This is a genomic window from Paraburkholderia polaris, from assembly GCF_012927345.1.
Lineage (GTDB): Bacteria > Pseudomonadota > Gammaproteobacteria > Burkholderiales > Burkholderiaceae > Paraburkholderia > Paraburkholderia polaris.
In genome coordinates this window covers 123,578-149,832 of the sequence record NZ_JABBGJ010000012.1, presented here as the reverse complement: position 1 = coordinate 149,832, position 26,255 = coordinate 123,578, and the positions used below count along the sequence as shown (strand labels likewise).

The 26,255-nt window shown below is 62.2% G+C and carries 27 protein-coding genes; 15 read left to right on the top strand and 12 right to left on the bottom strand.

Translation table 11 applies throughout. From position 1 onward, the window contains the following. The first annotated feature begins 4 nt into the window (after positions 1-4). The 7 genes from phnG to HHL24_RS13375 all read left to right on the top strand — a co-directional run bounded on the left by phnG (position 5) and on the right by HHL24_RS13375 (position 6,000). Positions 5-490: a phosphonate C-P lyase system protein PhnG gene (phnG, locus tag HHL24_RS13405; RefSeq protein WP_169485937.1), complete on the top strand. Its 486-nt coding sequence runs from the start codon at positions 5-7 to the stop codon at positions 488-490. After that, the gene (phnH, locus tag HHL24_RS13400; protein WP_169485936.1) at positions 490-1,125 is read left to right on the top strand and encodes a phosphonate C-P lyase system protein PhnH; all 636 of its coding nucleotides are present in this window, start codon (positions 490-492) and stop codon (positions 1,123-1,125) included. The genes phnG and phnH overlap by 1 nt, the downstream gene beginning before the upstream one ends. Then, positions 1,125-2,282, top strand: coding sequence for a carbon-phosphorus lyase complex subunit PhnI (locus tag HHL24_RS13395; protein WP_169485935.1), 1,158 nt, complete (start codon positions 1,125-1,127; stop codon positions 2,280-2,282). Before phnH ends, HHL24_RS13395 begins: the two co-directional genes overlap by 1 nt. Next, the gene (locus HHL24_RS13390) at positions 2,279-3,202 is read left to right on the top strand and encodes an alpha-D-ribose 1-methylphosphonate 5-phosphate C-P-lyase PhnJ (protein WP_169485934.1); all 924 of its coding nucleotides are present in this window, start codon (positions 2,279-2,281) and stop codon (positions 3,200-3,202) included. Before HHL24_RS13395 ends, HHL24_RS13390 begins: the two co-directional genes overlap by 4 nt. Then, positions 3,199-3,969, top strand: coding sequence for a phosphonate C-P lyase system protein PhnK (phnK, locus tag HHL24_RS13385; RefSeq protein ID WP_169485933.1), 771 nt, complete (start codon positions 3,199-3,201; stop codon positions 3,967-3,969). The genes HHL24_RS13390 and phnK overlap by 4 nt, the downstream gene beginning before the upstream one ends. Positions 3,970-3,977: 8 nt before the next feature. Beyond that, complete coding sequence (gene phnL / locus HHL24_RS13380; RefSeq protein WP_169485932.1) at positions 3,978-4,745, top strand: phosphonate C-P lyase system protein PhnL; 768 nt, start codon at positions 3,978-3,980, stop codon at positions 4,743-4,745. Positions 4,746-4,866: 121 nt separating this feature from the next. Next, positions 4,867-6,000 (top strand): alpha-D-ribose 1-methylphosphonate 5-triphosphate diphosphatase, encoded by a 1,134-nt coding sequence (locus tag HHL24_RS13375; RefSeq protein ID WP_169485931.1) that lies wholly within the window; start codon positions 4,867-4,869, stop codon positions 5,998-6,000. Between the two features lie 9 nt (positions 6,001-6,009). Here the strand turns inward: HHL24_RS13375 and HHL24_RS13370 are convergent, their stop codons facing one another. The 7 genes from HHL24_RS13370 to HHL24_RS43615 form a co-directional block, all read right to left on the bottom strand. Further along, positions 6,010-6,300, bottom strand: a complete 291-nt coding sequence (locus HHL24_RS13370; RefSeq protein WP_169485930.1) for a hypothetical protein — start codon at positions 6,298-6,300, stop codon at positions 6,010-6,012. A 209-nt stretch (positions 6,301-6,509) separates the two neighbouring features. Then, the gene (locus HHL24_RS13365) at positions 6,510-6,929 is read right to left on the bottom strand and encodes a lytic transglycosylase domain-containing protein (RefSeq protein ID WP_169485985.1); all 420 of its coding nucleotides are present in this window, start codon (positions 6,927-6,929) and stop codon (positions 6,510-6,512) included. A gap of 100 nt (positions 6,930-7,029) precedes the next feature. Further along, the gene (locus tag HHL24_RS13360) at positions 7,030-7,380 is read right to left on the bottom strand and encodes a hypothetical protein (protein ID WP_169485929.1); all 351 of its coding nucleotides are present in this window, start codon (positions 7,378-7,380) and stop codon (positions 7,030-7,032) included. Positions 7,381-7,394: 14 nt separating this feature from the next. Beyond that, positions 7,395-7,703 carry a hypothetical protein gene (locus HHL24_RS13355; RefSeq protein ID WP_230417434.1) on the bottom strand — a complete coding sequence of 103 codons (309 nt, stop codon included), beginning with the start codon at positions 7,701-7,703 and terminating at the stop codon, positions 7,395-7,397. A 382-nt stretch (positions 7,704-8,085) separates the two neighbouring features. Further along, positions 8,086-9,891, bottom strand: coding sequence for a GGDEF domain-containing protein (locus HHL24_RS13350; RefSeq protein WP_169485928.1), 1,806 nt, complete (start codon positions 9,889-9,891; stop codon positions 8,086-8,088). Next, complete coding sequence (locus HHL24_RS13345; protein WP_407947500.1) at positions 9,891-11,024, bottom strand: extracellular solute-binding protein; 1,134 nt, start codon at positions 11,022-11,024, stop codon at positions 9,891-9,893. The genes HHL24_RS13350 and HHL24_RS13345 overlap by 1 nt, the downstream gene beginning before the upstream one ends. Positions 11,025-11,095: 71 nt before the next feature. Further along, positions 11,096-11,266, bottom strand: coding sequence for a hypothetical protein (locus HHL24_RS43615; RefSeq protein WP_206002845.1), 171 nt, complete (start codon positions 11,264-11,266; stop codon positions 11,096-11,098). Between the two features lie 461 nt (positions 11,267-11,727). Between HHL24_RS43615 and HHL24_RS13340 the strand changes: the two genes are divergently transcribed. Next, entirely contained in the window at positions 11,728-12,510 is a 783-nt protein-coding gene (locus tag HHL24_RS13340; RefSeq protein ID WP_169485926.1) for an ABC transporter substrate-binding protein, read from the top strand. Positions 12,511-12,823: 313 nt separating this feature from the next. Further along, on the top strand, positions 12,824-13,939 hold the full coding sequence (locus HHL24_RS13335) for a succinylglutamate desuccinylase/aspartoacylase family protein (RefSeq protein WP_169485925.1): 1,116 nt from the start codon (positions 12,824-12,826) through the stop codon (positions 13,937-13,939). A 179-nt stretch (positions 13,940-14,118) separates the two neighbouring features. Here the strand turns inward: HHL24_RS13335 and HHL24_RS13330 are convergent, their stop codons facing one another. After that, positions 14,119-14,925, bottom strand: a complete 807-nt coding sequence (locus HHL24_RS13330) for a MetQ/NlpA family ABC transporter substrate-binding protein (RefSeq protein WP_169485924.1) — start codon at positions 14,923-14,925, stop codon at positions 14,119-14,121. A gap of 298 nt (positions 14,926-15,223) precedes the next feature. On the opposite strand from HHL24_RS13330, the gene HHL24_RS13325 reads away from it, so the two are divergent. The 4 genes from HHL24_RS13325 to HHL24_RS13310 all read left to right on the top strand — a co-directional run bounded on the left by HHL24_RS13325 (position 15,224) and on the right by HHL24_RS13310 (position 18,822). Beyond that, positions 15,224-16,384: a porin gene (locus HHL24_RS13325; protein ID WP_169485923.1), complete on the top strand. Its 1,161-nt coding sequence runs from the start codon at positions 15,224-15,226 to the stop codon at positions 16,382-16,384. A gap of 203 nt (positions 16,385-16,587) precedes the next feature. Next, positions 16,588-16,977: a DUF6232 family protein gene (locus tag HHL24_RS13320; RefSeq protein WP_169485922.1), complete on the top strand. Its 390-nt coding sequence runs from the start codon at positions 16,588-16,590 to the stop codon at positions 16,975-16,977. A gap of 146 nt (positions 16,978-17,123) precedes the next feature. Next, positions 17,124-17,468 carry a hypothetical protein gene (locus HHL24_RS13315; RefSeq protein WP_169485921.1) on the top strand — a complete coding sequence of 115 codons (345 nt, stop codon included), beginning with the start codon at positions 17,124-17,126 and terminating at the stop codon, positions 17,466-17,468. Positions 17,469-17,730: 262 nt separating this feature from the next. Next, on the top strand, positions 17,731-18,822 hold the full coding sequence (locus HHL24_RS13310) for a hypothetical protein (RefSeq protein ID WP_169485920.1): 1,092 nt from the start codon (positions 17,731-17,733) through the stop codon (positions 18,820-18,822). Between the two features lie 89 nt (positions 18,823-18,911). Here the strand turns inward: HHL24_RS13310 and HHL24_RS13305 are convergent, their stop codons facing one another. After that, on the bottom strand, positions 18,912-21,365 hold the full coding sequence (locus HHL24_RS13305) for a glycogen/starch/alpha-glucan phosphorylase (protein WP_169485919.1): 2,454 nt from the start codon (positions 21,363-21,365) through the stop codon (positions 18,912-18,914). A 257-nt stretch (positions 21,366-21,622) separates the two neighbouring features. On the opposite strand from HHL24_RS13305, the gene HHL24_RS13300 reads away from it, so the two are divergent. After that, positions 21,623-21,814 (top strand): hypothetical protein, encoded by a 192-nt coding sequence (locus tag HHL24_RS13300; protein WP_169485918.1) that lies wholly within the window; start codon positions 21,623-21,625, stop codon positions 21,812-21,814. Positions 21,815-22,101: 287 nt separating this feature from the next. Next, entirely contained in the window at positions 22,102-23,469 is a 1,368-nt protein-coding gene (locus HHL24_RS13295; RefSeq protein ID WP_206002850.1) for an MFS transporter, read from the top strand. 128 nt (positions 23,470-23,597) lie between these two features. Here HHL24_RS13295 and ltaE read toward each other — a convergent pair whose 3' ends face one another. The 3 genes from ltaE to HHL24_RS13280 all read right to left on the bottom strand — a co-directional run bounded on the left by ltaE (position 23,598) and on the right by HHL24_RS13280 (position 26,022). Then, entirely contained in the window at positions 23,598-24,605 is a 1,008-nt protein-coding gene (ltaE, locus tag HHL24_RS13290) for a low-specificity L-threonine aldolase (RefSeq protein WP_169485916.1), read from the bottom strand. 162 nt (positions 24,606-24,767) lie between these two features. After that, the gene (locus tag HHL24_RS13285) at positions 24,768-25,541 is read right to left on the bottom strand and encodes a peptidoglycan DD-metalloendopeptidase family protein (protein WP_169485915.1); all 774 of its coding nucleotides are present in this window, start codon (positions 25,539-25,541) and stop codon (positions 24,768-24,770) included. Between the two features lie 169 nt (positions 25,542-25,710). Beyond that, positions 25,711-26,022 carry a cupin domain-containing protein gene (locus HHL24_RS13280; RefSeq protein ID WP_169485914.1) on the bottom strand — a complete coding sequence of 104 codons (312 nt, stop codon included), beginning with the start codon at positions 26,020-26,022 and terminating at the stop codon, positions 25,711-25,713. Positions 26,023-26,255 lie beyond the last annotated feature (233 nt).

The window sequence follows — 26,255 nt, the reverse complement described above, 5'->3', positions numbered from 1 at the left end:
TTCGATGAGTGCCACTTCCGTCTCGCCTTCCTCCGCCATGCGGCGCGCATGGATGGCCGTGCTGGCCCGCACGCCGCGCGCCGATCTCGAAGCCGCACTAGATCGCGCGCTGCAAGGCGTCCCGCCCCCTGCTTACGACTGGCTGCGGCCACCCGAAATCGGCCTCGCGATGGTGCGCGGCCGCGTCGGTGGCAGCGGCGACCCGTTCAATCTCGGTGAAGCCACCGTCACGCGCGCCACGTTGCGGCTGCGCGCCTCGGGTGACGCAACGGCAGCCGTCGGCGTTGCGTGTCATCTGGGCCGCGACCGCCGCCGCGCCGAACTGGCGGCGCTGGCCGATGCACTGCTGCAAATGCCCGAGCATCACGCTGCCTTGCATCAGCAATTGATCGGGCCGCTTGCCGCACGGCAAGCCGCTGAACGCGCGGAGCGCCGGCAGGATGCGGCGGCGACACGCGTCGAATTCTTCACGATGGTCAGAGGCGACTGATGGAAAACTCGCAGATTGCATTGTCTAGTTCGTTGTCCACTTCATTGTCCACACTAACGCCCGGTTTCGCAGACCCGGTCCACGACACCCAGGCGGTATTCCGCACCTTGCTCGACGCGTTGTCGCGTCCCGGCACGGTGGGCGTCGTCGAAAAAGGTTTGCCGGAGGTGCGGGCCACTCACGCCGCGCTCGCCGCATTCGCCACGCTGCTGACGCTGTGCGACTACGCCACGCCCGTATGGCTCGCACAAGCCGATACGGCGCTGGCGTCGGCACTGCGATTTCACACCGGCGCGCCGCTCGTCGACGAACCAGGACTTGCCGCTTTCGCCTATATCCACGACGCAAGCGCAATGCCGGCGCTGGAAAGCTTTGCACTCGGCGCCGCGGAATCGCCGGAGCAATCGGTGACGTTGCTGATCCGCGTCGAAGCGTTGACAGGAGGCGCACCGGTCGTGCTGAGCGGCCCCGGCATCCAGCACACGGCGACCATCGCGCCAATCGGCCTGCCCGAGCATTTCTGGCGCGAACGCGCTGCCCTCGCGCCGCTCTTCCCGTGCGGCATCGATTGTTATCTCGTCTGCGGCAGCACGTTGATCGGCCTGCCGCGCACAACTCAAGCGAAGGTGAACTGATGTACGTTGCCGTCAAGGGTGGAGAACGCGCGATCGAAGCGTCGTGGCGTCTGCTCGACAAGGCACGCCGCGGCGATACGCGGCTGGCCGAACTCAGCGTCGCGCAGATTCGCGAGCAATTGCGTCTCGCCGTCGCGCGAGTGATGACCGAAGGTTCGGTCTACGACGAAGAACTCGCCGCGCTCGCAATCAAACAGGCCGCAGGCGATCTGGTCGAAGCGATCTTTCTGTTGCGTGCATACCGCACCACGTTGCCGCGTTTCGGTTACACGCAGGCGATCGACACGGAAGACATGCAAGTGGCGCGCCGCATTTCGGCGACGTTCAAGGACGTGCCCGGTGGCCAGTTGCTCGGCGCGACTTACGATTACACGCAGCGTCTGCTGGATTTCGCATTGCTCGCCGAAGGCGATGCGGGAATCGATGCGGCCGCAACCCCGGCTTCCAATCAAGCCGCTCAGGCCGCAGCAGAGGCCATGCCGCGCGTGGTCTCACTGCTCGACAAGGAAGGCCTGATCGAACAGGAACGCCCCACGCCGGAAGCGCCGGAACCCGGCGACCTTTCGCGCGAGCCGCTCGCATTTCCTGCGAGCCGCGCCACGCGTTTGCAGAATCTCGCTCGCGGCGACGAAGGCTTCCTGCTCGCCATGGGCTACGCCACACAACGCGGCTACGCGCATTCGCATCCGTTTGCCGGCGAGATCCGCTTCGGCACGATCGCCGTCGAAATGGAGCTCGACGAGTTGGGTGAGGCGGTCGAAATCGGCGACATCGATATCACCGAATGCCAGATGATCAACCAGTTCGCCGGCAGCGGCGACGTGCCGCCCACTTTCACGCAAGGCTATGGCCTCGCGTTCGGACATGCGGAACGCAAAGCGATGGCAATGGCACTGGTGGATCGCGCGTTACGCGCTGAGGAGCTCGGCGAAACGCTCGGCTCGCCGACCCAGGACATCGAATTCATGCTCTCGCACAGCGATAACGTCGAAGCGTCCGGCTTCGTTCAGCATCTGAAATTGCCTCACTACGTCGACTTCCAGTCCGAACTCGAACTCGTGCGACGCCTGCGGGCGCAACACGGCGCAGCGGGTAAAAATCAGGGCGAAGATCAAGACAAGGATCAGGATCACGATCAGCAGGAGCAAGCCGCATGAACGCGCCGGTCACATCTCTCACCACTGCGTCGTACGACAGCGCCGCGGACGGTTACAACTTCGCCTACCTCGACGAACAGACCAAGCGCATGCTGCGCCGCGCGTTGCTCAAGGCGGTCGCCGTGCCAGGCTATCAGGTGCCGTTCGGCTCGCGGGAAATGCCGTTGCCGTATGGCTGGGGCACAGGCGGCATTCAGGTAACCGCGGCGATCATCGGCAAGCACGATACGCTGAAGGTTATCGATCAGGGCTCCGACGAAACCACCAACGCGGTCAACATCCGCCGCTTCTTCGCGCGCACCACGGGCGTGGCGACCACGCGCCGCACGACCGAAGCGACGATCATCCAGACACGCCACCGGATTCCCGAAGCGCCGCTCACCGATAAGCAGATTCTGGTCTACCAGGTGCCGATGCCCGAACCGCTATACAAGCTGGAACCGCGCGCGACCGAATGCAAGAAGTTGCACGCACTGGCCGATTACGGGTTGATCAGTGTGAAACTGTACGAGGACATCGTCCATCACGGCAGCATCGCCACCACGTACGACTACCCCGTGATCGTCAACCACCGCTATCTGAGCTCACCGTCGCCGATTCCGAAGTTCGACAATCCGAAGATGCATATGAACCCCGCGCTGCAATTGTTCGGCGCGGGCCGCGAACGGCGCATTCACGCAATCCCGCCGTACACCCCCGTGCGCAGTCTCGACTTTGACGATCATCCGTTCGAAGTGCAGAAGTGGCAGCATGCGTGTGCGCTGTGCGGATCGACGGAAAGCTTCCTCGACGAAATGATCGTCGACGACGCCGGCAAGCGCATGTTCGTTTGCTCGGATAGCGATTACTGCCACGAACGCCGCGGCGATCAGGACCTCGAGCTGCCGTCATACGAAGCGCGCCAAGGAGAAACCGCATGACGCCGCTGCTGAGCGCCCGTTCGCTCACCAAACAATTTGGCGGCCGCAACGGCTGCAGGAACGTCAGCTTCGATCTGTATCCGGGCGAAGTGCTGTGCATCGTCGGCGAATCCGGCTCGGGCAAAACCACGCTGTTAAATGCGCTCGCCCTGAAAACCGAAACCGATAGCGGCTCGCTCCATTACACGGCCACGCATGGCGAAAAGCTCGATCTGCTTGCCTTGTCCGAACCGCGCCGGCGTCTATTGATGCGCACCGAGTGGGGCTTCGTGCAGCAGAATCCGCGCGACGGCCTGCGCAGTGGCGTCTCCGCCGGTGCGAATATCGGCGAGCCGTTGATGGCCGTCGGTGCCCGCCACTATGGCGATATCCGCCACACGGCAACACAGTGGATGGAGCGCGTCGAACTCGACGCCACACGCATCGACGAATTTCCGGCGGCGTTTTCCGGCGGCATGCAGCAGCGTTTGCAGATCGCGCGTAATCTCGTCACTGGTCCGCGGCTTGTCTTCATGGACGAACCGACCGCCGGTCTCGACGTATCGGTACAGGCGCGCCTACTCGATTTGCTGCGCACGCTGACATCCACGCTGCATCTGTCGGTGCTGATCGTGACGCACGATATCGGCGTGGCGCGCCTGCTGGCACATCGCTTGATGGTCATGCAAGGCGGTGAAGTGGTCGAGGCCGGTCTGACGGACCAGGTACTCGACGATCCGCAGCATCCGTACACGCAAACGCTGGTTTCCTCGGTTCTGCCGGTTTGAGGCTCACAATGCGATCCATTGAAACAAGCAAGGAATCACACGCCGCTGAACGCGCGTTTATCGAGAACAACGCACTGATGCTGCGCGCGGTCGGTATCGGTAAGACCTTCACGCTGCACGGCCAGGGTGGCGTGCAGATCGAAGCGCTCGCGGGCGTGTCGCTCGATGTCGAACGCGGCGAGTGTGTCGTGCTGGTCGGGCCTTCAGGTGCTGGCAAGAGTACGCTGCTGCGCTGTTTGTACGGCAATTATCTGGCCAGTACGGGCTCCATTGCAATTCGCGACGCCGCGGCGGATGACGGGCAGCCGGTGTCGATCACCGGCGCTGAGCCGCACGACGTGCTGCGTCTGCGCCGCGGCGTGGTCGGCTACGTCAGCCAGTTTCTGCGCGTGATTCCGCGTGTGCCGACGCTCACGCTCGTCGCCGAACCGCTGTTGTCGCGCGGCGTGGCGGAAGATGAAGCCCGAGCGCGTGCTGCTGCCCTGCTGGCGCGGTTGAACGTGCCCGAGCGTCTGTGGTCGCTCGCGCCCGCCACCTTCTCCGGCGGCGAACAGCAACGCGTGAACATCGCCCGCGGCTTGATCGCCGGACATCCGCTACTGCTGCTCGACGAGCCCACGGCCTCGCTCGACGCGGAGAACCGCGACGTGGTCGCCGATCTGATTGTCGAAGCCCGCGAGCGTGGCGCGGCGATCGTCGGCATCTTTCACGACGAAGATACCCGCAACAAGGTTGCCACGCGCCGCCTCGAACTCCAGCCGCCGCTACGGCACTAGCTGACACGAAACGGCACTAAACTGAACCACTAAGCTGAAACACTGGGTGCGAAGCACTGAATCGAAAGACTGAATCGAAACACTGCGTTGCACCACCCAAGACAGACTACGGAGCAAGTCGATGTTGATCAGGAACGCTCGCATCGTGACGCGAGATGAAGTATTTACCGGCGTGCTACGCATCGAAGACGGCGTGATTCGCGACGTCGAGCGTGGCACGACCTCGGCGCGCGAAGCGGAAGATTGGGACGGCGACTATCTGTTGCCGGGTTTGATCGAACTGCACACGGACAACCTCGAGAAGCATCTGGCGCCGCGTCCGGGCGTGCAATGGAATACTGATGCCGCCTTCGTGATCCACGACGCGCAAGTGGCGGCGGCCGGCATTACCACGGTGTTCGATGCGCTCGCGATCGGTTCGCGCTCGAACGTAGGGCTGCGCGGCCGCGATCTGCAAACGCAGTGCGCCGAATCGCTCACGCGGTTCTCCGAGCGCAAGCTGCTGCGCGCCGAACACTTTCTGCATCTGCGCTGCGAAATCGCCACCGCCGACGTGGTCGAGGTGTTCGATTCGTTGTGCGCGCATCCGTTGCTGCGGCTCGCCTCGGTGATGGATCACACCCCCGGCCAGCGCCAATGGCACGATCGAGAACAATGGCGCCGCTTCCAGGAGCGCAACGGCAAGCTGACTGACGAACACGTGGCTACCGCGTTGGCCGAACTGTCCGTCGAACAGGAACGGTACGCCGACGCGCACCGCCGCGAGATCGTGGCACGCTGCAACCGGCTCGGCATTCCGGTGGCGAGCCATGATGACACGCTGATCGAGCACGTCGAACAGGCCAAGGCCGAAGGCATCGTGCTGGCGGAATTTCCGACCACCCGCATCGCCGCCGAGACGGCACGCGAGCACGGCATTTCGACCATCATGGGGGCGCCGAATATCGTGCGCGGCGGCTCGCATTCCGGCAACGTGTCGGCGCTCGAACTGGCGAAGGCGGACTTGCTGGATATCCTGTCCTCGGATTACGTGCCGTCCAGTCTAATGACGGCAGTGTTCGAACTCGTCGGCAAGGCCGGCTGGAGCCTGCCGCGCGCCATGGCGACGGTCTCCGCCGAACCGGCCCGCACAGCGGGCTTGCATGACCGCGGGGCGATCGAAGCGGGTTTGCGCGCGGACTTCGTGCGCGTCACGATGCTCGACACGTTGCCGGTGCCGCGCGCGACGTATCGCGCCGGCGTGCGGATCGTCTGACGATTGTGGTCAGGCCTCGCTGGTTGCGGGCAGCAGCGGTTCCACCGCGGCCCAGCGCGTCCAGCGGGGCGTCTGGTCGGGTGCCTCGACCCGCAGGGTGCGCGAGCCGTCATCGAAAACGAGGGATTCGATATTGAATGCGCTCCCCTCTTCAATACCGGCATCGCGCACGTGACCGGATTGGTAGATGAAACTGAGGTTGCCTTCGCGCAACAAGTCGAGATAAACGGCGAAGTCTGTTGTAGATGAGCGTGTGGCCCAGCGATTCAGGAGCGTGGCGGCGATTTCGGCGTCGTACATTCTGCACCTCTGTGGACATGTGCCGTATCCCGACTATAGCTCAAAAGTCAGGTTCGTGCTGCAGCGCACCATTGCCTGCTGACTACACCCCTTTCTATGACTGCTCGCGCTCCAAACCGTCATTCTCCGACACGATGCAGCATGCGTGAAATCGAGGCCGTCCGAGGCCTCATGGTAACCACTCGACGCTGCGTTTTCGTCACTAGCGGTTAGCGACTAGCGACCAGCGGGGCGGACGGCAACTGCCCCCACGCGACCAGCACTCGCTGAATGCCTAGGGCATAGGCATCGCGCTGCTTCGGTGATTCCGAGTGGTACGCACCGATCGCGCGCCAGGTATTGCCGTGTTTGACCATCTTCTGCTTCAGCAGCCAGGCGGCCACGTAGACGTTCACACACGGATCGGTTAACGCACGATGCGGCACCCCCTCTCGCGCGAGATCGCCGAAATGAATCGAATTGATCTGCAACTGACCGACGTCGATCGAACCATTCGCGTTCTGATGTATCGCGCCCGGGTCCCCCTTCGATTCGTACCATGCGACGGCGCGCAATACCCAAGGATTGACGCCCTGGTAGGCTGCGGCCTCATTGAAGCAATCGTCGGCCGCGTGTGCCGCACCGGACATCGACAGCCACGCCAGTGCAAAACAGAAGATTTTCAAGGACACGATTCATCCTTCCGCTTGATCGCGATAAAAATTGGGGGACTGCAGAAAGCCGGCCGAATTACTTGACCAGGGCCTGATCGATCTGCCGTTGCACAGAGTCGAGGTACGCATGCGAAGCATCGGACACGACGAGGCGGACAGCCGGCATCGGCGCGCCCTTGTGCTCCTGCATCTGCATCGGCACATGTGACTTCTTTCGATGCAGCGCCGGCTTCACCGGCAAGTCATCATCACTGCCGCTCGACGGCGGCAGCATCGCGAGCGATGGCAAAGGCGGATAAACCTTGTCCGCAGCCGCGGGGAGCGTGGCGGAAAGCGCGCCGGCCGACTGCAGATCCGCTCCCGGCTGGCCCGCAAAGGCAGGTGCGGCGAGCAGCGTGGCCATCGTCAGTAAGGTGATTCGAAGCATCGCGATGGCCTCCTTCATTGAACCGTCCTGATCGAGACGCTATACGGCTGACCAAGACCAGCGGTTCGATTTTCGAAGCTCACCTTCGACATGCGTTGCGCAGGCACGCCCTTCCATACCGCCTGGTTCAGGTACGCGAAATCCTGACCCAGCGCGGTGACCAGCACGACCGTGGACTGCTGCTGCGCGGCGGCCAATGCGCCTGCCTTGGTCAGTACGGCGGTGAGTTGCGGATCATGCGCCCCAAGCGCATCCGGCGGAATCTCGAAGCTGATGACTTCGTTAGGCACCTTGTCCGTACGCGCGGCATTCTGCGCAGGCATCTGCGCGCATCCGGCCAATGCGAGAACGGCTACCAAAAACCACACCTGTCGCTTCACACCCGTCTCCAGTCAGTTCCGTTGCTATAGAGATGTTTTCGGCAGGCCCGCAGAAAAAGTTGATAGGCGGAAAACACGCCCGCGAAAATCAAAAAGAGTTGCCTCAAGATCGGCGCAAACGATTGCTTCGGCGCTCGATGAAGCGCCGAACGAGGCAAAGTTGCCTCGCGTTTTGGGTGGATTATTTGTATGAGGATTACGAAACTGGCGACGCCTCGGTACGGGGTCCGGCAGGTCAAGCGCGTGTGAGCCAGGCTTGCGGGCGCAACGGAGGGGGCACGCCCATGGCCATCAGTAAGCGCGCGCGTGCAAGGCTATCGGCGCTTCAGGCCGTCGGCTCCGCCTCACGGCCTTCCGTTGCCCCTTCGCTCGCCTGCGCCTGCTCCTGTTCCAGCTTCCGAGCCTCGATCACATCCTGATAGCGCAGATACCCGCACCGTCCACCGGATTTGGCGGCATACATCGCCGCGTCGGCGTTGAGCAGCAGCTCCTCTGCCGTGGCGCTATCGTCCGGAAACTGGCTGATGCCGATGCTCGCGCCCACCGTCATGCTTTGTCCGTCAATCAGCAATTCTTCGTTCAGCGCGCCCATGATCCTCAAGGCAATCCCCGGTGCGGCCTCGGCGCAGCGCGGTCCCTCGATCAACACGATGAACTCGTCACCGCCGAGCCGCGCAGCAACATCCGCCGTGCAGAGCACCTGCTTCAGCCGGTGCGCCACCGCCGCGAGCACCTTGTCCCCAATCGAGTGGCCGAACTGGTCGTTGATCTGCTTGAAGCGGTCGAGGTCGACGAACAGCACGGCGAGCCCTTCTCCACGTCGCGTCGCTTCCTCGATCGCCGCCTCGAGTTTCTGCATGAACAACATACGGTTTGGCAGGCCAGTCAGCCCGTCGTGTGTGGCGAGATGCACGAGCTCACGTTGCTTGTTATGCAGCACATCCATTTGCGACTTGATTTCCCGGCGCAGGCGATCGAAGCAACGCGCCAGTATGCCGATCTCGTCGGTACGTTTGAGGGGCAGCGTTTCCATCGCGTGCTCGGCGAACAGATGGGTCGCTGCGTACGCGAGGAGGTGCAAAGGCTTGGTCAGGGCACGTGCAAACAGAATCGCCAGGAACAGCGCCAACACGCTGAAAATCAACACCATGCGAATGATTCTGTCACCCAGCTGCGTGGCGCCGGACAATACATTCTCGAGCGGCTTGCCGAGGCCGAGCACGATAAAGCGGTTGCCCTCGGACGCGCCGAACGGCCTGCGCACGAAGGCCAGCACCTGACCGGCCGCCTGCCGCGGCCGCACGAGACCATTCAGCAAAACTTCACTCTCTGACTGATCGAACAACGGCCTGGTGGCGGAAAAGCTGTCCTGCATCAGAACCCGGCGCCCCCTGTCGAAGCCGAACGTTTTCGAGGCATCCGGATGGACCAGGAAATCGCCCCATTCGTTGGCGAGATAGACCTGATAGTCGCTCGGCAAATCGCTCTGCAAACGGTTGAGCAGCCGGGCCAGATCGATATCGATGATAACGACGCCCACCACTGCCCCACTCGCGTCCGCCACAGGTGTGCCGAGCCGCAGCGTCGGTTTGCCCTCGGCGGCATGCGCACCGTACTCGTGATTCACCGAGATTGGCGAGGTGTAAATACGCCCAGGCGCGAACGCCAGTGTGTCGAATACATACGCGAACTGACCTTTTTCCTGCAAGCTGTTCCCCTCGACCCGCACCAGGCCGTCCGCATCACGGTCGAAACGGATCAGTTCGAGTCCGTGGTGCTTGCGGGTAATCAGACGGATTTGCAGGTACTCGGAGTGGTGAACCATGAAGCTGGCATACACCTGCGCCAGCTGTTCGCGCGGCGCATTCGCGCCAATGCCGTTGTCGCTGCGCAGGACGTCCACCGAAGACGGCAAGCTCGCGAGCACCAGCGCTTCTGCGCCGACATCGTCTATCGCCACGGAAAAGCGCTGGCCCAGCAGTTCCGTCGAAGTCAGCAGGCTGCGTTCGGCTTCGTTCACCAGCATCGTTCGGTTGGCGCGATACGCGTAAAAACCGGTCGCGCCGGACGCGAGCACGCCAATGCACGCTAGCAGAATCGATAACTTGAATGTCAAGCCGGGGCGCATCATCAAAATCGCTCCGACCTGTCACCGGAAACAATTCTGTTCCACAGTTCCTCGCGCCGCTGAATATCTTCCACCGGGCCGATCCAGACGATGTGCGCTTTGTCGCTGTTTTCCGCCGGCGCCGTCAACGTGTTGGCGAGCCCCTGACGTTGCGTCAACAACGCACTGACGTCCGGTTCGAGCATGTAGTTGATCCACGCTAGCGCGAGCGGGCGATCCTTGGCGGCACGCGTCATCGACCAGCAGTCCAGCCAGGCGAGCGCCCCTTCGTCGGGAATCACGTACCCGACATCAGCGCCGGCGCGGCGCAACGATTCAACCTGCTGAGTGCCATAGTTACCGAACATCAAGGCAACTTTATGCTGGGTGAAGAACGCGGTCGCTTCTTCCGGCAGTGTGTAATAGGTCAGCAGGTTTCGGCGCAGATCGACGAGCTTGTGAGCGATCACGCGCATCTGCGTGGCATCGAGCTGAAAGGGATGGGGATATCCCAGCGCCAGCGCGGTGAACGAGAAATTATGCTGGGCGCTATTGAAGTCCAGAACCTTGCCGCGGTAACGCGGGTTCCACAATTCGCGCATCGAGCGCGGCGCAACAGCGATCTGCTTGCGGTCATAGATCAGCCCCATCGACGAATACGTGAATGGAATGGCGTACACATTGCCTGCCGAGGTCAGCCCTTTAATCGACGACAGCGCCCGAAATCGCGGCAACTGTTTTTTCGTATTCGGCAAACTGGCCAGATCGAGTGGCGCCAGCAGATTCGCGCGGGTATAGCGCTCGATTTCAGCGGTATTCGCCGCGAGCACATCGAACTGCGGCGTACCCTGGGCATGCATTTGCGCCCATAACGCCTCGTCGGAATCGACCAACGTGACTTCGACCTTCGCGTTGTAGCGCGCTTCGAAAGTCTTGACGACATCGGCGTCCGCATAACCGGGCCATGCCAGTACGCGCAGAACTTTGTCGGCGGCCGCGGCGGGTGCAGACAACAAAAGGCTACAGCAGAAAGCGGCGTTTATCAGCAGTGTCAAAAAACGGGAAAACCCGCAGCAGCGCAGCGAATTCGCGCGTGCCGCGGCGACTGCAATTCTGCGCCGCAGCGATGGTTTGAAACAGAGCATTTCATCTGCCATCGAAATCGTGTGCATATACAACACCGCTTAGCAGAAGGCCATTAAGACGAACGCAAACAGACGCGCGATGTTTAACCGCGGACGTCGTGCTCGATGACTTTGTTCAGACAGATACCGTTACGCTCGCACGCTGCGAAGGCATGCAGAGCGTTAATAATAGCGCCAGGCAATGCATTTTTGGTTCCCGGCCCGTCCCAATCGATAAAAACAACCGTCAGGCGTGATTTAACAAATTCGCTCATCTGTATTTAACGGCCGTTCATGCGAAATCTTTAACTCATGGGCAGCCAATTGAAACAATCGAGATCGTCGTAATAATCCGTAATAGCCAGTGGTAAATAACGCTATTCCCAATTCTGGTTTTGCCGGTGCAACGCATCTTGCGAAGTACCCGCGCAAAGCTCCGCCATTAGCCAACTTCTTTACTACCTCGTTACAAGGCAACAAGCGGCGCACCGAGGCAATGCAATATGCATGGCGGCGGCGTCGAATCCCCCACCACATTCAGGCTTCAAAAGCTATTGCCGTCCGCCATCCGGTGTTTCACTAGCTACCCAATTTTTTTGAACTGATAAGCTTGGCGCGCGCTGCTGGCCGCCCCGGCCGGCAGCTTCAACCCAAGCCTGGTCGTGAGTCGCGCCAGGCGTCCCGCAGCGGCACAACCGCATACGGGAGTATTTGAACTACACCGAGGAGTAAAACAGTGAAAAAACTGCTAGCGGCTTTGACGGTTGCTCTGCTTGCTACCGTCTCGATTGGCGCACACGCTAAAGATTGGTCGACTATCCGTTTCGGCGTTGACGCCAGCTACCCCCCGTTTGAGTCGAAGGGCTCGGACGGCAAGCTCGCGGGCTTTGACATCGACCTCGGCAATGAAATCTGCGCGCGCCTGAAGGCCAAGTGCGTGTGGATCGAAAACGACTTCGACGGCATGATCCCGGCTCTGAAGGCGAAGAAGTTCGACGGCGTGCTGTCGTCGATGTCCATGACGCCGCAACGCGCTGAACAGATCGCCTTCTCGTCGAAGCTGTTCAACACGCCGACACGCCTCGTCACGAAGAAGGGTTCGGGCATCCTGCCGACCGCCGATTCGCTGAAGGGCAAGGCGGTTGGCGTCGAGCAAGGCACGATCCAGGAAACCTACGCGAAGACGTACTGGGAACCGAAGGGCGCGAAGGTCGTGCCGTATCAGAACCAGGATCAGGTCTACGCAGACTTGCTGTCGGGTCGTCTTGACGCATCGCTGCAAGACGCGGTTGAAGCTGAAATCGGCTTCCTGAAGACGCCGCGCGGCGCGGGCTATGAGTTCGCGGGCAAGGATATTGTCGACGAGAAGATCCTCGGCAACGGCGCAGGCATCGGCATGCGCAAGGAAGACACCGATCTGAAGGCGAAGGTCGACAAGGCAATCGCCGACATCATCAAGGACGGTACGTACAAGAAGCTCGAGAAGAAGTACTTCGACTTCGACGTGTACGGCAGCTAAGCCAGCCACGCGCGTCTAACGACGCGCTTGCCGGCTTGCAAGGAACGGGCTCCGCACCATACGGAGCCCGTTTCGTTTGCGAAAGCCGCTTTGCCGCGCCGCCCAGGCTGCGATCGGACCGGACAAGGCAGCCCGCGTGCCGCGGGCGATCCGCACGACGCCGCATAAGACCACACGTCGCGTCATATCGGCTAAGATCGTGCGATAGAGGCGCTGTGAACCAGCCCGCAGATAACCGATCTTGAAGTACCCTTTCCCCCTGTAATCAACGACATAGCGCGGCACGCCCTACTTGCCCGCGGATTTGAAAACCATGCAAACCCAAACCCATCCGCTGATTGCCCCGACGCTCGGCACCGCCCGTAATCTGACGAGTTTTCACTATGGTCCCGGCGGCGGGCAGAAGATTTACATCCAGTCGTCGCTGCATGCCGACGAGTTGCCCGGCATGCTGGTCTCGTGGGCGTTGCGCCGCAAACTCGCGGCGCTGGAAGCCGCCGGCAAGGTGCGCGGCGAAGTCGTGATCGTGCCGGTGGCCAATCCGATCGGCCTGAATCAGCACTTTCTCGGCCATTTGACGGGTCGCTTCGAGACCAACAGCGCGCAGAACTTCAACCGTAATTTCTACGAGCTGTCGGCGCTGATTCAACCTGGCATCGAAGCGCGGCTGACCGACAACATCGACGCTAATCGCACGGCAATCCGCGCGGCAATGCGCGAAGCGCTCAACGAGCAAAATCCGCAAACCGAACTCGAATCGCAACGACTGGCGCTGCAAAAGCTTTCGTATGACGCCGATGTCGTCCTCGATCTGCACTGCGACTGGGAAGCCGCGATGCACCTGTACACGAATCCGGACCTGTGGCCGGAAGTCGAGCCGCTCGCCTGCTATCTGGACGCCAAGGCGTCGCTGCTGGCGCTGAATTCGGTGGGCAATCCGTTCGACGAAATCCACAGCTTCTGCTGGTCGGATCTGCGCGGCCGTTACGGCGACCGTTTCCCGATTCCGAACGGCTCGATCTCGGTCACGATCGAACTGCGCGGTCAACGCGAAGTGTCGTACGAGTACGCCGAGCGCGACGCCCAGGCGATCATCGAATACCTGACCAAGCGTGGTGTGATCGACGGCACACCGGCGCCGGTGCCGGCGCTCGAATTCGCCGCCACGCCTTTGGCCGGCGCCGAGCCGATCGTCGCGCCGATCAGCGGTGTGCTCGTGTATCGCTGCGAAGTCGGTACATGGGTCGATGTCGGCCACGAGATCGCCGATATCGTCGATCCGTTGACCGATCGTGTCGTGACGCTGAAGAGCACCGTAGCCGGCGTGCTGTACGCGCGGCATTTGACGCGCTTCGCGACGGCCGGGCTGGAATTCGCGCGCATTGCCGGTGCGAAGGCGTTCAGAAGCGGATCGTTGTTGAGCAACTAAGGCCCATTTGAGCAACACTGCAGCGCGCTTCCCGGTATTTGCCAGTGGAAGCTATGCCTGCCTGCAAAGCAGATCGTCCGCTATTTCAGCGGGCGATCTGCGTTTACGCGCCTGTTTTGAAAGAACGGCTTGCTCAAAGGCGGCTGGCATGCCGCTTATAAAGCCGCTCAGAAAGCCGCTCAGAAAGCCGGAATGATCGCGCCTTTGAACTGCGTGTCGATGTACTTGCGCACTTCATCCGATTCGTACGCCGCGACCAGCTTCCTGACCCACGGCTTGTCGCGATCCTGCGCACGCACGGCGATCAGATTCGCGTACGGACCTTTGAGGTCTTCGATCGCGATCGCGTCTTTCGTCGGCTGCAGGCCGGCCTTCACTGCGTAGTCCGTGTTGATCGACGCGGCGTCGAGGTCGTCGAGCGAGCGCGGCAGTTGCGCGGCGTCGAGTTCCACTAGCTTGATCTTCTTCGGATTCTCGGCGACGTCGAGCGGCGTAGCGTTGACGCCGTTAGTGCCGACGCCCGGCTTCAGCTTGATCACGCCGTACTTCTGCAACAGCAGCAGCGCACGATTGCCATTCGACGGATCGTTCTGAATGCCGACCTTCGCGCCTTCCGGCAAGTCCTTCAGCGACTTGAGCTTCTTCGAATAGAAGCCCATCGGCGAAACGTAGGTCAGGCCGACGTTGACGATCTTGTAGCCACGCTGCTTGATCTGGCTATCGAGAAACGGCTGGTGCTGGAAACCGTTGGCGTCGAGATCGCCGGAATCGAGTGCCGCGTTCGGCTGCACATAGTCGTTGAACTCGATGACCTTCACATTCAGCCCTTCACGCGCCGCAACCTTGGTCACGACCGACCATATCTGCGCGTCCGGGCCGCTCATGGTGCCGATCTTGAGTTGTTTGTCGTCCGCATGCGCAAACGTTGCCGTCAGCGAAACGGCGGCGATGGCGAGCAGATTCTGAAGGATTTTCCGGCGTTGCATGCGTTTCCCCGCGAGTGATTTGATTGATAGGCGCAGATCGTCGCATGCAGCCGCGGCGCCAGAAAACCAATCGTTTTTCACACGCATATATGCACGATCTGGAAAAAGCTTATGAGCGGGGTGCCTTGTGTGATTTCAACTCGCAACGCTATGTGAGTGTCGCGCCAGCACGACAGATTACAAAAATAAGCAAAGCTGTCACATACCTTACTCTGCGTTCCCTTAAATTTCGGGCCATCGCACGACCTTGCCAAAGAGCACGGCGTCGCGATCGCTTAATTTTTAATCGGAGAAAGTCTTGAACAAGAAAGTATTGACCGCCGCTACTCTCGCCGTCTTCGCCAGTGCCGCCCACGCGCAAAGCAGCGTCACGCTGTATGGCCTGATCGATGCCGGTATCAGCTACGTGAACAACTCGAAGACCACTGCCGGTCACGACAACCTCTTCAAGTACGACGACGGCGTTGCTCAAGGCAGCCGTTGGGGTCTGCGCGGCACCGAAGACCTCGGTGGCGGCCTGAAGGCGTTGTTCGTGTTGGAAAACGGCTTTAACAGCGGCAACGGCACGCTTGGCCAGGGCGGCGCGCTGTTCGGCCGTCAAGCGTATGTCGGTCTGTCGCAGAACAACGTCGGCTCGCTGACGTTCGGTCGCCAGTACTCGTTTTCGACGGATTACCTGGGCGGCAACTACTCGACGGGTGGCCAAACCGTCGCGGGTAACTACGCTTACCACATCAACGACGTCGACCAGTTGACGTCGAGCCGTATCAACAACGCAGTCAAGTTCAGCAGCGCGAACTTCGCGGGCCTGACCTTCGGCGCGATGTACGGTTTCTCGAACCAGGCTGGCGCATTCGCCGGCGCACCGGCAACCGGCACGACCGCAGCACCGGTCGCAGGTTCGTCGCGTGCCTACAGCTTTGGCGCGAACTACGCGAACGGCCCGTTCGGCGTCGGCGCAGCGTACACGGACATCCGTTACCCGAGCCAGGCTACCCCGGCGTTCTCGACGGCCATCGCCAACGTGTCGACCGGCAACGTCCGCGATCTGCGCACGTTCGGCGTCGGCGGCCGTTACTCGATCGGCGCGGCTACGCTGTGGGCGTTGTACACGAACACGCACTTCCAGCCAATCTCGGGCAGCTCGACGACGTTTGCAGCCTACGAAGCGGGTGCGAAGTACGCGTTCACGCCGGCACTGACGGCTGGCGCGGGCTACACGTACATGCACCTGAGCGACGCCAACACGGGCCACTGGAACCAGGCGGACCTGAGCATCGACTACGCACTGAGCAAGCGCACGGACGTGTACGCACTGGGTATCTACCAGATCGCGGCGGGTCAGGTCGGCAAGGCGAATCTGTCGGCACAGATCGGTTCGAGCACGAGCTACTTCAATACGTCGGGCACCGCGGACAACCAACTGGCATTCCGCGTCGGTATCCGTCACAAGTTCTAAACGGGTCTTGCGTTGGCCGAGGAGCGCGAGTTCCTTGCCGTCCTGAGGTTCTGGAAAACGCCCTGCGGGGCGTTTTTCTTTTGGGGCATCGGTTTTTCAGACGCCTGCGTTGATGTAGAGATGTCTTGCGAAGCCCGGCCACTTCCAGCGCTGCCGCTGCATCTGGTACGCTGCGCCCTTTGCTACCGCTTGCATTGGACTCGATGGAAAACCCCTTCAATGACCGCGGCGTGTCGGTCACGCGTAATGCACTCTCGTCGGCCGGCCAGGTCTTTCCGCTGCGCGACATCGTCGACGTGCAGGTCGTCACCGTGCAGAAGAATAAGGTCCTGCCACGCACGATCTCGCTGCTTGGACTCGTTGGCGCTATTGTCGGCGGGATATTGCGCTCGCCGGTCGGCCTGGTGTGCGGCACGATGCTGATCGTGGTCGGGTGGCTCACGTGGGCGACTCAGGACATCACGCACCGTTTGATGGTGCAGACCGCGAATGGCGCGCGTGAAGCGCTCATGAGCACCGACCGCGAGTTCGTCGAGCGCGTCGCCGCGGCCGTGCACGAGGCGAAGGCAGCCCCTGCGGCGCCCAAGGCTTGAGCGGTCGCCGTCCGCAAAACGCCAGGCATTGCGCGTTAACACAAATTTAATTCGCAACGCGGCAGCTTTTGCGCGTCGTTGAGACACGCGCCGCTAGAGTGGTTGGGTGTCAACAACGCGCGCCGCCTCGCCGGATCGGCGCAACCATGATGCTCACGTCCGTAGCAACGTCTGAAATCTCTGTCCCGCGCGCCTCGCGCTCACCCAGTATTCACCGCCGCACGCATGTCGTCGTCCCGCTCGTCATCATCGACGTCACCGTGCCTGGCACTTCGTCAGCAAATGGACGGCGCGCGTTGCATACCGCCCTCGGAGACGATCTGCGTCTCTACGTCGTTACCGTCGACCAACAACACGAACGCGTGACCTTTCGTGTCGAAGTCACCTCGCGCTCGCTCGACGACGTGATCGGCCTGCTGACGGCTACCCTCGACCGCGCCACGCTCGGTCGCGCGCAAGTTACCGTGATCCGCCGTCCGCGCAACTATTGACATAGATCAATGCTTGCACGGGCAACTTGCTAGCCGCCGTAAATCTTTACACATCTTTGCAATTGCCCGCGGGTGGCCGTGTAGAGTCGCCGCTCCTCTTATCGCGTGTTCCCTCCCGCAGGCCCCCGCAAGCGTCCCGGTTTTCCCGCCCACGCCGCGGCAATCCAGTGAGATTGCCGCCAGTGCTGTCCAAGCTGTCCAATCCGCAGCTCACGATGCATCGCCTTCGCCAGGGACCCGCCTTTTTACAAAGCGTGATCCTATGTTCCTGTCGTCTCTCGATGCCGCGCGCCGGCATGCTGGTCATCATTTTCGTCGTTCAAGCGCAGCGGCGCTGGTCGCAACCGGCGCGCTGGTCGCGCTGACCGGCTGCTCCACCACCTTCCCCACCCCCACGCCGCCGGCCCCCAATGCCGCGCTGATCAACGGCGGCAACGATGGCCTGCTGATTCCGCTGCACGTGGAGCGTGCCGACGAAGATCACGCACGCCTCGGCCTGCCGGTCCAGCTCGACGGCAAGCCGCTGTACATGGCGCTCGACACGGGGACGCAAGGCACACGGGTGTTGAAATCGGTGCTGCCGGGTTCGAACTATGCAAGCGTCGGCGGCGTGACGTCGTTGTCATTCGCGAACGGCGTGGAGATTCTCGGCTCGGCGGTCAAGGTGCCGTTCAGCGTGGCCGGCACCACGCCAACGCCGATCGCCGCGCAAGCGGTGGACGTCGTGCGCTGCCTGCCGAACGCGCGGAAGTGCGTCGGAATGGACGGTTACACCGGTGAATTCGGCTGGGCGTTTTCCGGCATCGTCGGCGTCGGCGCTGCGCAGCCGGACGACAACAGCTACACGCAACCGCTGCGCGCCCTGCCCGGCAACATCGGTCAACGCTATCTGGTGCACTCGAACTTCGCGAAGCCGTACATGGTGTTGAGCCCATCGAGCGCCATCACGAAGGACTACACGATGGTGCCGATGACGGTGTCGAAAGACGGCACGGCGCAATGGCCGCGAGGCTGCGTGAATGTGGGCGGCAAGATGACCTTCTGCGCGCCGCTGGTGTTCGCAACCGGCAGCACCGGAATGATCCGCATTGAAACGGACAAAGCGCCCAACTGGACCGGTGACGGCGATGTCGGCAATGTGCTCGAGCAGGGCAACTATGAGACGGCGATCGGCAGCGGACCGTGGGTCCACCGTTACGAGACCGCGCAGGTCACGATCGTCAAGGCGAAGCCGGACGCTAACCGCATCGTGGTCGGCTTAATGGCGATGCAGAATATCGACGTGCTGTTCGATTTCCCGCGCGGCCAGCTCGGTTTGCATGCAGCGAAAGAGAGCGAACGATTCGCGCCGTGATGTTCAACGATCGATAAGAAGAAGGCCGTGCGAAATTAAACGCACGGCCTTCTTCATTTGAGCCAACGCCACAAACAAACGCGCCCGCGTCACTCCATATTGAGCGGATTCACGTGCCAGATATCGCGCGCATATTCGCCAATCGTGCGGTCCGACGAAAACTGCCCCATGCCCGCGACGTTCTCGATCGCGCTCTCGGCCCACGCGCGCTTGTCGACAAAACGCGCGTCCACCTCGTCCTGCGCTTTCGCAAACGCGGCGAAATCGGCGAGCACCATATAGTGATCGCCCCAATCCACCAACGTGTGGAAGATGTCCGAGAAGCGCAGCGGATCGTCCGGCGAAAAGAAGCCCGTGCGAATCTGGTCCAACGCCATGCGCAGTTCGGGATTCTCCTCGTACACCTGCCGCGGCCGGTAGCCGGTGGCGCGCAGGCTGTCCACTTCGTCAGCGGTATGGCCGAAGATAAAAATGTTCTCGCGCCCCACTGCGTCGCAGATCTCGATGTTGGCGCCGTCCATCGTGCCGATCGTCAATGCGCCGTTCAGCGCGAGTTTCATGTTGCCGGTGCCTGACGCTTCGGTGCCGGCCATTGAAATCTGCTCGGACAGATCGGCCGCCGGAATGATCAATTCGGCCACGCTCACGCCGTAGTTCGGCACGAATACCACTTTGAGGCGGTCGCCGATCAACGGATCGTGATTGACTTTCTCGCTGACGTCGCCGATCAGCTTGATGATCGTCTTCGCCATGCGATACGCGGACGCGGCCTTGCCGGCGAACAACACCACGCGCGGCACCCAATCGCGCTCCGGATTCGCGCGAATCTGGTTATAGCGCACGATCACGTGCAGCACGTTCAGCAACTGCCGCTTGTATTCGTGTATGCGCTTGACCTGAAGATCGAATAACGCATCGGGATCGAAATGCAGTTTGGTGTGATGCGCGAGCCGCTGCACGAGCCGCAGTTTGTTCTGCCGCTTCGCTTCACGGAAAGCGTCGATGAACGCGCTGTCGTTGCGCAGACTGCGCAGTTGCTCCAACTCAAACAGATTGCTGCGCCAATGCTTGCCGATCTGCAAATCGATCAGCGAGGACAGCGATGGACTCGCCTGCGCCAGCCAGCGCCGCGGCGTGATGCCGTTGGTGACGTTGGTGAAACGGTCCGGATAGATGCGCGCGAAGTCGGCGAAAATATCGCGCGTCATCAATTGCGAATGCAGCTTTGATACGCCATTCACCTTGTGGCTCGCGACGATCGCCAGATACGCCATCCGTACACGCCGCTGGCCATATTCGTCGACCAGTGAAATGCGGCGGATCATCTCTGCGTCATGTCCCGATTGCTCGCTGACATGCTTGAGAAACCCGGCGTTGATCTCGAAGATGATCTCCAGATGCCGCGGCAGTAAACGCGCGAGCGTCTCGACGTCCCACGTTTCGAGCGCTTCGGGCATCAGGGTGTGGTTCGTGTACGAGAATATCTTCGTGACGTGATGCCACGCCTTGTCCCACGGCAGGTGATGGACATCCACCAGCAAACGCATCAGCTCCGGAATCGCCAGCACCGGGTGCGTGTCGTTCAGATGCACCGCTACCTTTTCGGAGAAGCGCCCAAACGTGCTGTGCGTGCGCTGATAGCGGCGAATCAGATCCTGCATGGTCGCCGAGACGAAGAAGTATTCCTGCCGCAGCCGCAGTTCGCGGCCGGCCGGCGTGGAGTCGTCCGGATACAGCAGGCGCGAGACGTTCTCCGACATGTTCTTCGTATCGACCGCGTTGCGGTAGTCGCCACGATTGAACGCGCCGAGATCGAGTTCTTCGGTAGCGCGCGCCGACCATAGGCGCAGCGTATTGGTCGCGTCCGTCGCATAACCCGGAATGACGGTGTCATACGCGGTTGCGTTCACATGCTCGGTGTCGATCCACTCGACATGTTCGCCGCGCTGCACCGTGCGCCCGCCGAAGTGCACCATGTACTTGATCTCGGGCCGCGGAAACTCCCACGGATTGCCCGCGCGCAGCCAGTAGTCCGGCGCTTCGACCTGCTCGCCGTCGACGATCTCCTGACGGAACATGCCGTATTCATAACGAATACCGTAGCCGAAGCCCGGAATGCGGAGCGTCGCCATCGAATCGAGAAAACAGGCAGCGAGCCGCCCGAGGCCGCCGTTGCCAAGGGCCGCGTCCGGCTCGATATTGACCAGCGTCTCCATATCGACGCCAAGACCCGCGAGCGCTTCCTTCATCTGATCGTGGATGCCGAGCGCGAGCAACGCGTTCGTAAACGTGCGGCCGATCAGGAATTCCATCGACAGGTAGTAGACGCGTTTGACGTCCTGTTCGTACTGCAGGCGCGTGGTCTTCATCCAGCGCGCGACCAGCCGGTCGCGCACAGCGAGCGCCGCGGCGTGCAGCCAGTCATGCGGGTGAGCGGTGACGGCGTCCTTGCCGACGCCGTACATCATGCGATTGGAAATTGAGCGCCGTAGCGCGTCGACGGTACTGTTGAGCTGGTCGAATTCCAGATCGACGGCTGTCATCGAAGCCTCCGGGGAAAAAACGACGCGACATACGCGAACCGCATAGATGACGGACGAGAGGCGCGTGCCGGTCAGGCGGGTTAACAAACAGAGTACGACATTTTACGGCCCGCGGACATCGGCGAGCGCGAGCGGGGACTTACGCACATGCCATGCCCGCCGAGATACGGCGCTTCACGGGTTTTGCGCACGTACGCGGTGCAGGCGGCCTGTGTGCGGCACTGCACGCGTGCATCGGCCCGCAAAACAGGCAAACGATGGCGAGCGGTGAAAGCCGCCTGCAGGGGAGACGCAGCACGATTATTTTTTCGACGTGTGATTTGCTGATGAATGCGTTCGCCGGTTCGATGCGTGGTCAAATCGGCGCGGCTCGTCTGCTGAAGGGTTATGCCGACGTGGCAGGTGACAACGCGGCACCGAGCCGATTTGAAGACGCTTCACGGACTTGACCGTTAGTTGCATTATTAACGCCCGAAAAAGCGCGTTGCCCTGCCGACCGCCCAGCACGATTTCCATGTCTCTGTAACAATCGCTCCATTCGCCGCGCGAGCCGCCCTGATCGCTGGACTCAGGCCCCGCGTGCTTCTCTCCACACAACCCTGCCGCTCGCGCGCCGCTGTCCCTCCGACGCGTCCGGCGCTGCGGCATGCATAACCCGACGAGCCACGCCTTGTCCGACAAACCCAGCGCCACCCGTGGTGCCACGCTCGACCAGACCTTGCCAGCGGACGGTCCGATGACCGCCGCCAACCGCCGCGCGATGGCCGCGATCATGCTCGCGGTCGCGCTCGCCACGCTCGATACCGCGATCGCCAACACTGCTCTGCCCGCCATCGCCGCGGATCTACACGCCGCGCCCGCGGCGTCGGTGTGGATCATCAATGCCTACCAGCTCGCGATGGTCGCGACCCTGCTGCCGCTCGCGGCGCTCGGCGACATCATCGGGCATCGCAGGATTTATATCGGCGGCATTGCGCTGTTCACGCTGGCGTCGCTAGCGTGCTCGCTCGCTTCGACGCTGCCGATGCTGGCCGCCGCGCGCGTGCTGCAAGGTCTCGGCGCGAGCGCGATCATGAGCGTCAACACTGCGCTGATCCGCTATCTGTATCCACCGCATCGGCTCGGACGAGGCCTCGGCACGAACGCATTGATCGTCGGCGTGTCGTTCGCGGTCGGGCCGACGGTAGCGTCGCTGATTCTGTCCGTTGCCGCATGGCCGTGGCTGTTCGCGGTCAACGTGCCGCTCGGTCTGCTGGCGCTGGCCTTCGCGTGGCCTGCGCTGCCGCACACCGAGCGCGGCAAACACAACTTCGACCCGATTGCCGCGCTCCTCAACGTGATCACCTTCGCCGCGCTGATCTTCGCGCTCGGCGAAGCGGCCCAGCGCGCCTCGACGCAACTGGTGCTAAGTGCGGCCGCGATCGCCGTGGTGTTCGGCGTGTTGCTGATTCGCCGTGAAGCCGGTCACCCCGCGCCGATGCTGCCGGTCGATCTGTTCAAGCGGCCGGTGTTTGCGTTGTCGGCGGTGACCGCGGTGTGCTCCTTTGCCGCGCAAGGGTTAGCGTTCGTGTCGCTGCCTTTCTACTTCGAGGATGTGCTGCATCGCAGCCAGGTCGAAACCGGCTTTCTGATGACGCCGTGGCCCGTGGTGGTCGCGTTGGCCGCGCCGCTGGCGGGCAGTCTGTCCGACCGCTATCCGCCGGGCTTGCTCGGTGCGATCGGGCTGGCAGTGATGTCGGCGGGGATGGCATCGCTGGCGTTGCTGCCGGTGCACCCGCATGTGCTCGACATTGGCATCCGCATGGCGATTTGCGGCGCGGGCTTCGGCTTCTTCCAGTCGCCCAACCTGAAGGCATTGATGGCGAGCGCGCCGCCCGAACGCAGCGGCGGCGCCAGCGGCATCGTCGCGACTGCCCGGCTGCTCGGGCAGACCACCGGCGCTGCGCTGGTTGCGCTGAGCTTCGGCATCGCCGGACGGCATGGACCGACACTCGCGCTCAGCGCCGGCGCCTTCTTTGCCGGCGCGGCGAGCCTCGCGAGCGGACTGCGGCTGTTCGCGCCGTCGCACCGCGCGGGCGTGCACGCGAAAGCGTCGGCGGAATAAACGAAGCGGGCTCACTGCTGTGGCAGTGCGCCCGCTTTTCATTCCGCTTTTTGATCTCAGCGCGTCGACCCCGACCTTTCAACGCGGGCCGTTCGATCCAGACTTCTCAACACCGCTGTTCCGATCGATCACTGCGCGGCGAAATACCCCTTCACGGCGGCGATAAACGTGTCGATATCCGCACGCGACACATCCTTATGCGTGACAAAGCGCGACGCGTAGAGCATCTGCGTGAGAATGCCGCGCTCCTTGAGCCACGCTTCGAGCGGCGCGCAATGCTGCTGCGGAAATTGCGCGAACACCATATTGGTCGCGATCGACTGCACCTTGACCTGGTCGATCGCTTCCAGACCGGCCGCCAGATGCGCGGCGTGCGCGTGATCGTCGGCGAGACGCTCGACGTTGTGATCCAGCGCGTACAGGCAAGCCGCCGCCAGCACGCCGGCCTGACGCATCCCGCCGCCCAGCACCTTGCGCCAGCGATGGGCCACATCAATCAGCGCCTGGCTGCCGACCAATACCGAGCCGACCGGCGCGCCCAGGCCTTTCGAAAAACAGATCGAGACCGAATCGAACGGTTCGCACAGCGCCGCGACCGGCTTGCCCGATGCGACCGCCGCGTTGTAGACCCGCGCGCCGTCAAGGTGAACCGACAACCCGCGCTGACGCGCCAACTGCACCGCCTCGTCGACGTAACCCGCCGGCAGCACCTTGCCGCCGATGGTGTTTTCCAACGCCAGCAGCCGCGTGCGTGCGAAGTGGTTGTCGATCGGCTTGATCGCGGCGGCGATCTTCTCGAGCGGGATCGAACCGTCGGCGGCATTCTCGAGCGGTTGCGGCTGGATGCTGCCGAGCACTGCGGCGCCGCCGCCTTCGTACTTATAGGTGTGCGCCAACTGGCCAACGATGTATTCGTCGCCGCGCGCGCAATGCGCCATCAACGCCGCCAGATTACTTTGCGTGCCGCTCGGGAAGAACAGGCCCGCTTCCTTGCCGGCGCGCTCCGCGACCGTTGCTTGCAGACGCAGCACGGTTGGGTCGTCGCCCCAGACGTCGTCGCCTACTTCGGCGGCCGACATCGCCGCGAGCATGGCCGGGGTCGGGCGGGTTACGGTGTCGCTGCGCAAATCAATCATGGTAAGAGCCTTGTGTGTCCCTGTTTGTGTCAATGCATGACAGCTTGAGACAACCGGCCCGCGCACCGCTTCATCTGTTTGGATGAACGGCCGCGGCTCCGGCTGTTGAGCCACACAGTGTATTCAATTAACGCGGCGCTGAAAACCGCGCTAAAAAGCAGCTCACCCACCCGACTTCGGCAGCCACGCAAGCGGATCGACCGGCTGACCGTTCTGGCGCACTTCGAACTGGATCGACGCCACACCCCGGCTATCCACACCGACTTCGCCAATGGTTTGCCCTTGCGCGACCGCGTCGCCTTCCTTGACCAGCAGCGTGCTGTTCTGCCCGTAAGCGGTAATCAGCGAGTCGTCGTGCTTGATGATGATGAGCGGACCGTACGCTTCGATCCCCGTGCCCGCGTAAACCACCCGGCCGGTAGCGGCCGCCTTGACCGGATCGCCCGGATGGCCGCCGATCACGATGCCGTTCGACCTGCCCGGCGCAAAGGCTTTCAGCACAGGGCCACGCAACGGCCACAGCAGCACGCCTTGCTGCGGAACGCCGGCCGCGCCGGTCGCGCCAGGCGTAGTGGCCGAACCATTCGGACCGGCAACATTGACCGGCGGTGTCACCACACTACCCGACGCCATTGGCGGCGCCACCCGCAGCACCTGGCCCGGATTGACGGCCGAATTCGACGCGAGGCCGTTCCACGCCGCAATCTCCTGCGGCTTACGGCCGTAGGCCGACGCAATGCCCGCCAGCGTGTCGCCCGGATTGGCGCGGTAGTAACCGGCCGGCACCGGGACCGTGCCAAGGGTAGTCGGGTGGGACGGCGCGCTGCTGTAGAACGGCGTGCTTTCCCACGGCATCGTCGTGCAGCCGCTGAACATCACGCCGAGTGTCGCCGCGATCAGCAACCGGGTCGCCGTGCATTGCCATTGTCTTGTCATGTGATTTTCCTCGACACTTTGATTCAATCGGATTCAATCAGCCCCAAGCATTTGCCGTGCCGCTCGGTGCGGGCGCACGGCACCTATCCATTATGCCGCCGTGCGCGCCGCAAGCGCTTCAGCGCAGGCGTGGGCATATACGTGAGCGGGGAACCGTCAGACATTGCCGTCAGACACTGCCCTCGGCCTCGACCACCAGAATGCGCGCCGCGCCGATCGGATGCGCGACATGTTCGGTGCCCACCGACGCGTAGAACACATCGCCCGTTTCCAGAATCGCCGACTGTTCGACACCGCCTTCGCGATACCGCATCTCCACGCGTCCGTCGAGCACGGCGAACACTTCCTCGCCGTCGTTGACATGCCACTTATATGGCTGATCGGTCCAATGCAGGCGCGTCGTAATGCCGCCCATGTTGGCGATATCGAGCGCGCCCCATGGACGCGTCGCGGTGAAGCTCTTGCTGCGAATGATCTTCATGGTGAATAGCGGGTTGAGAAACGCGACACGTCGACGCGCTATCCGTGCCGCATACCGGACCACCCGGCCAGCGCGGACCGCACGTTTCTACTGGCCCCATTATAAGTGTCGCGGCAGGCACGACTGCCGGCACATGGCCGCACGTCAGCATTCGTGTGACTATTGAAACCTTTCAGCCCTCGCCTATACTCAGTCTTGCTGCCGCCACGCGCCATACGCAAAAAGCCTTAAAC

What these genes read in the sequence shown, in the direction of transcription:
- HHL24_RS13305 (WP_169485919.1), bottom strand. Translation starts at nt 21,365, where the DNA reads ATGACAGCCGTCGATCTGGAATTCGACCAGCTCAACAGTACCGTCGAC.
- HHL24_RS13350 (WP_169485928.1), bottom strand. Translation starts at nt 9,891, where the DNA reads ATGATGCGCCCCGGCTTGACATTCAAGTTATCGATTCTGCTAGCGTGC.
- HHL24_RS13360 (WP_169485929.1), bottom strand. Translation starts at nt 7,380, where the DNA reads ATGCTTCGAATCACCTTACTGACGATGGCCACGCTGCTCGCCGCACCT.
- phnH (WP_169485936.1), top strand. Translation starts at nt 490, where the DNA reads ATGGAAAACTCGCAGATTGCATTGTCTAGTTCGTTGTCCACTTCATTG.
- ltaE (WP_169485916.1), bottom strand. Translation starts at nt 24,605, where the DNA reads ATGATTGATTTGCGCAGCGACACCGTAACCCGCCCGACCCCGGCCATG.
- HHL24_RS13280 (WP_169485914.1), bottom strand. Translation starts at nt 26,022, where the DNA reads ATGAAGATCATTCGCAGCAAGAGCTTCACCGCGACGCGTCCATGGGGC.
- HHL24_RS13310 (WP_169485920.1), top strand. Translation starts at nt 17,731, where the DNA reads ATGTTCCTGTCGTCTCTCGATGCCGCGCGCCGGCATGCTGGTCATCAT.
- phnG (WP_169485937.1), top strand. Translation starts at nt 5, where the DNA reads ATGAGTGCCACTTCCGTCTCGCCTTCCTCCGCCATGCGGCGCGCATGG.
- HHL24_RS13390 (WP_169485934.1), top strand. Translation starts at nt 2,279, where the DNA reads ATGAACGCGCCGGTCACATCTCTCACCACTGCGTCGTACGACAGCGCC.
- HHL24_RS13295 (WP_206002850.1), top strand. Translation starts at nt 22,102, where the DNA reads ATGACCGCCGCCAACCGCCGCGCGATGGCCGCGATCATGCTCGCGGTC.
- HHL24_RS13315 (WP_169485921.1), top strand. Translation starts at nt 17,124, where the DNA reads ATGATGCTCACGTCCGTAGCAACGTCTGAAATCTCTGTCCCGCGCGCC.
- HHL24_RS13320 (WP_169485922.1), top strand. Translation starts at nt 16,588, where the DNA reads ATGGAAAACCCCTTCAATGACCGCGGCGTGTCGGTCACGCGTAATGCA.
- phnL (WP_169485932.1), top strand. Translation starts at nt 3,978, where the DNA reads ATGCGATCCATTGAAACAAGCAAGGAATCACACGCCGCTGAACGCGCG.
- HHL24_RS13370 (WP_169485930.1), bottom strand. Translation starts at nt 6,300, where the DNA reads ATGTACGACGCCGAAATCGCCGCCACGCTCCTGAATCGCTGGGCCACA.
- HHL24_RS13355 (WP_230417434.1), bottom strand. Translation starts at nt 7,703, where the DNA reads ATGCCTGCGCAGAATGCCGCGCGTACGGACAAGGTGCCTAACGAAGTC.
- HHL24_RS13365 (WP_169485985.1), bottom strand. Translation starts at nt 6,929, where the DNA reads ATGTCCGGTGCGGCACACGCGGCCGACGATTGCTTCAATGAGGCCGCA.
- HHL24_RS13285 (WP_169485915.1), bottom strand. Translation starts at nt 25,541, where the DNA reads ATGACAAGACAATGGCAATGCACGGCGACCCGGTTGCTGATCGCGGCG.
- HHL24_RS13330 (WP_169485924.1), bottom strand. Translation starts at nt 14,925, where the DNA reads ATGCAACGCCGGAAAATCCTTCAGAATCTGCTCGCCATCGCCGCCGTT.
- HHL24_RS13335 (WP_169485925.1), top strand. Translation starts at nt 12,824, where the DNA reads ATGCAAACCCAAACCCATCCGCTGATTGCCCCGACGCTCGGCACCGCC.
- HHL24_RS13375 (WP_169485931.1), top strand. Translation starts at nt 4,867, where the DNA reads ATGTTGATCAGGAACGCTCGCATCGTGACGCGAGATGAAGTATTTACC.
- phnK (WP_169485933.1), top strand. Translation starts at nt 3,199, where the DNA reads ATGACGCCGCTGCTGAGCGCCCGTTCGCTCACCAAACAATTTGGCGGC.
- HHL24_RS13300 (WP_169485918.1), top strand. Translation starts at nt 21,623, where the DNA reads ATGGCGAGCGGTGAAAGCCGCCTGCAGGGGAGACGCAGCACGATTATT.
- HHL24_RS13395 (WP_169485935.1), top strand. Translation starts at nt 1,125, where the DNA reads ATGTACGTTGCCGTCAAGGGTGGAGAACGCGCGATCGAAGCGTCGTGG.
- HHL24_RS43615 (WP_206002845.1), bottom strand. Translation starts at nt 11,266, where the DNA reads ATGAGCGAATTTGTTAAATCACGCCTGACGGTTGTTTTTATCGATTGG.
- HHL24_RS13345 (WP_407947500.1), bottom strand. Translation starts at nt 11,024, where the DNA reads ATGGCAGATGAAATGCTCTGTTTCAAACCATCGCTGCGGCGCAGAATT.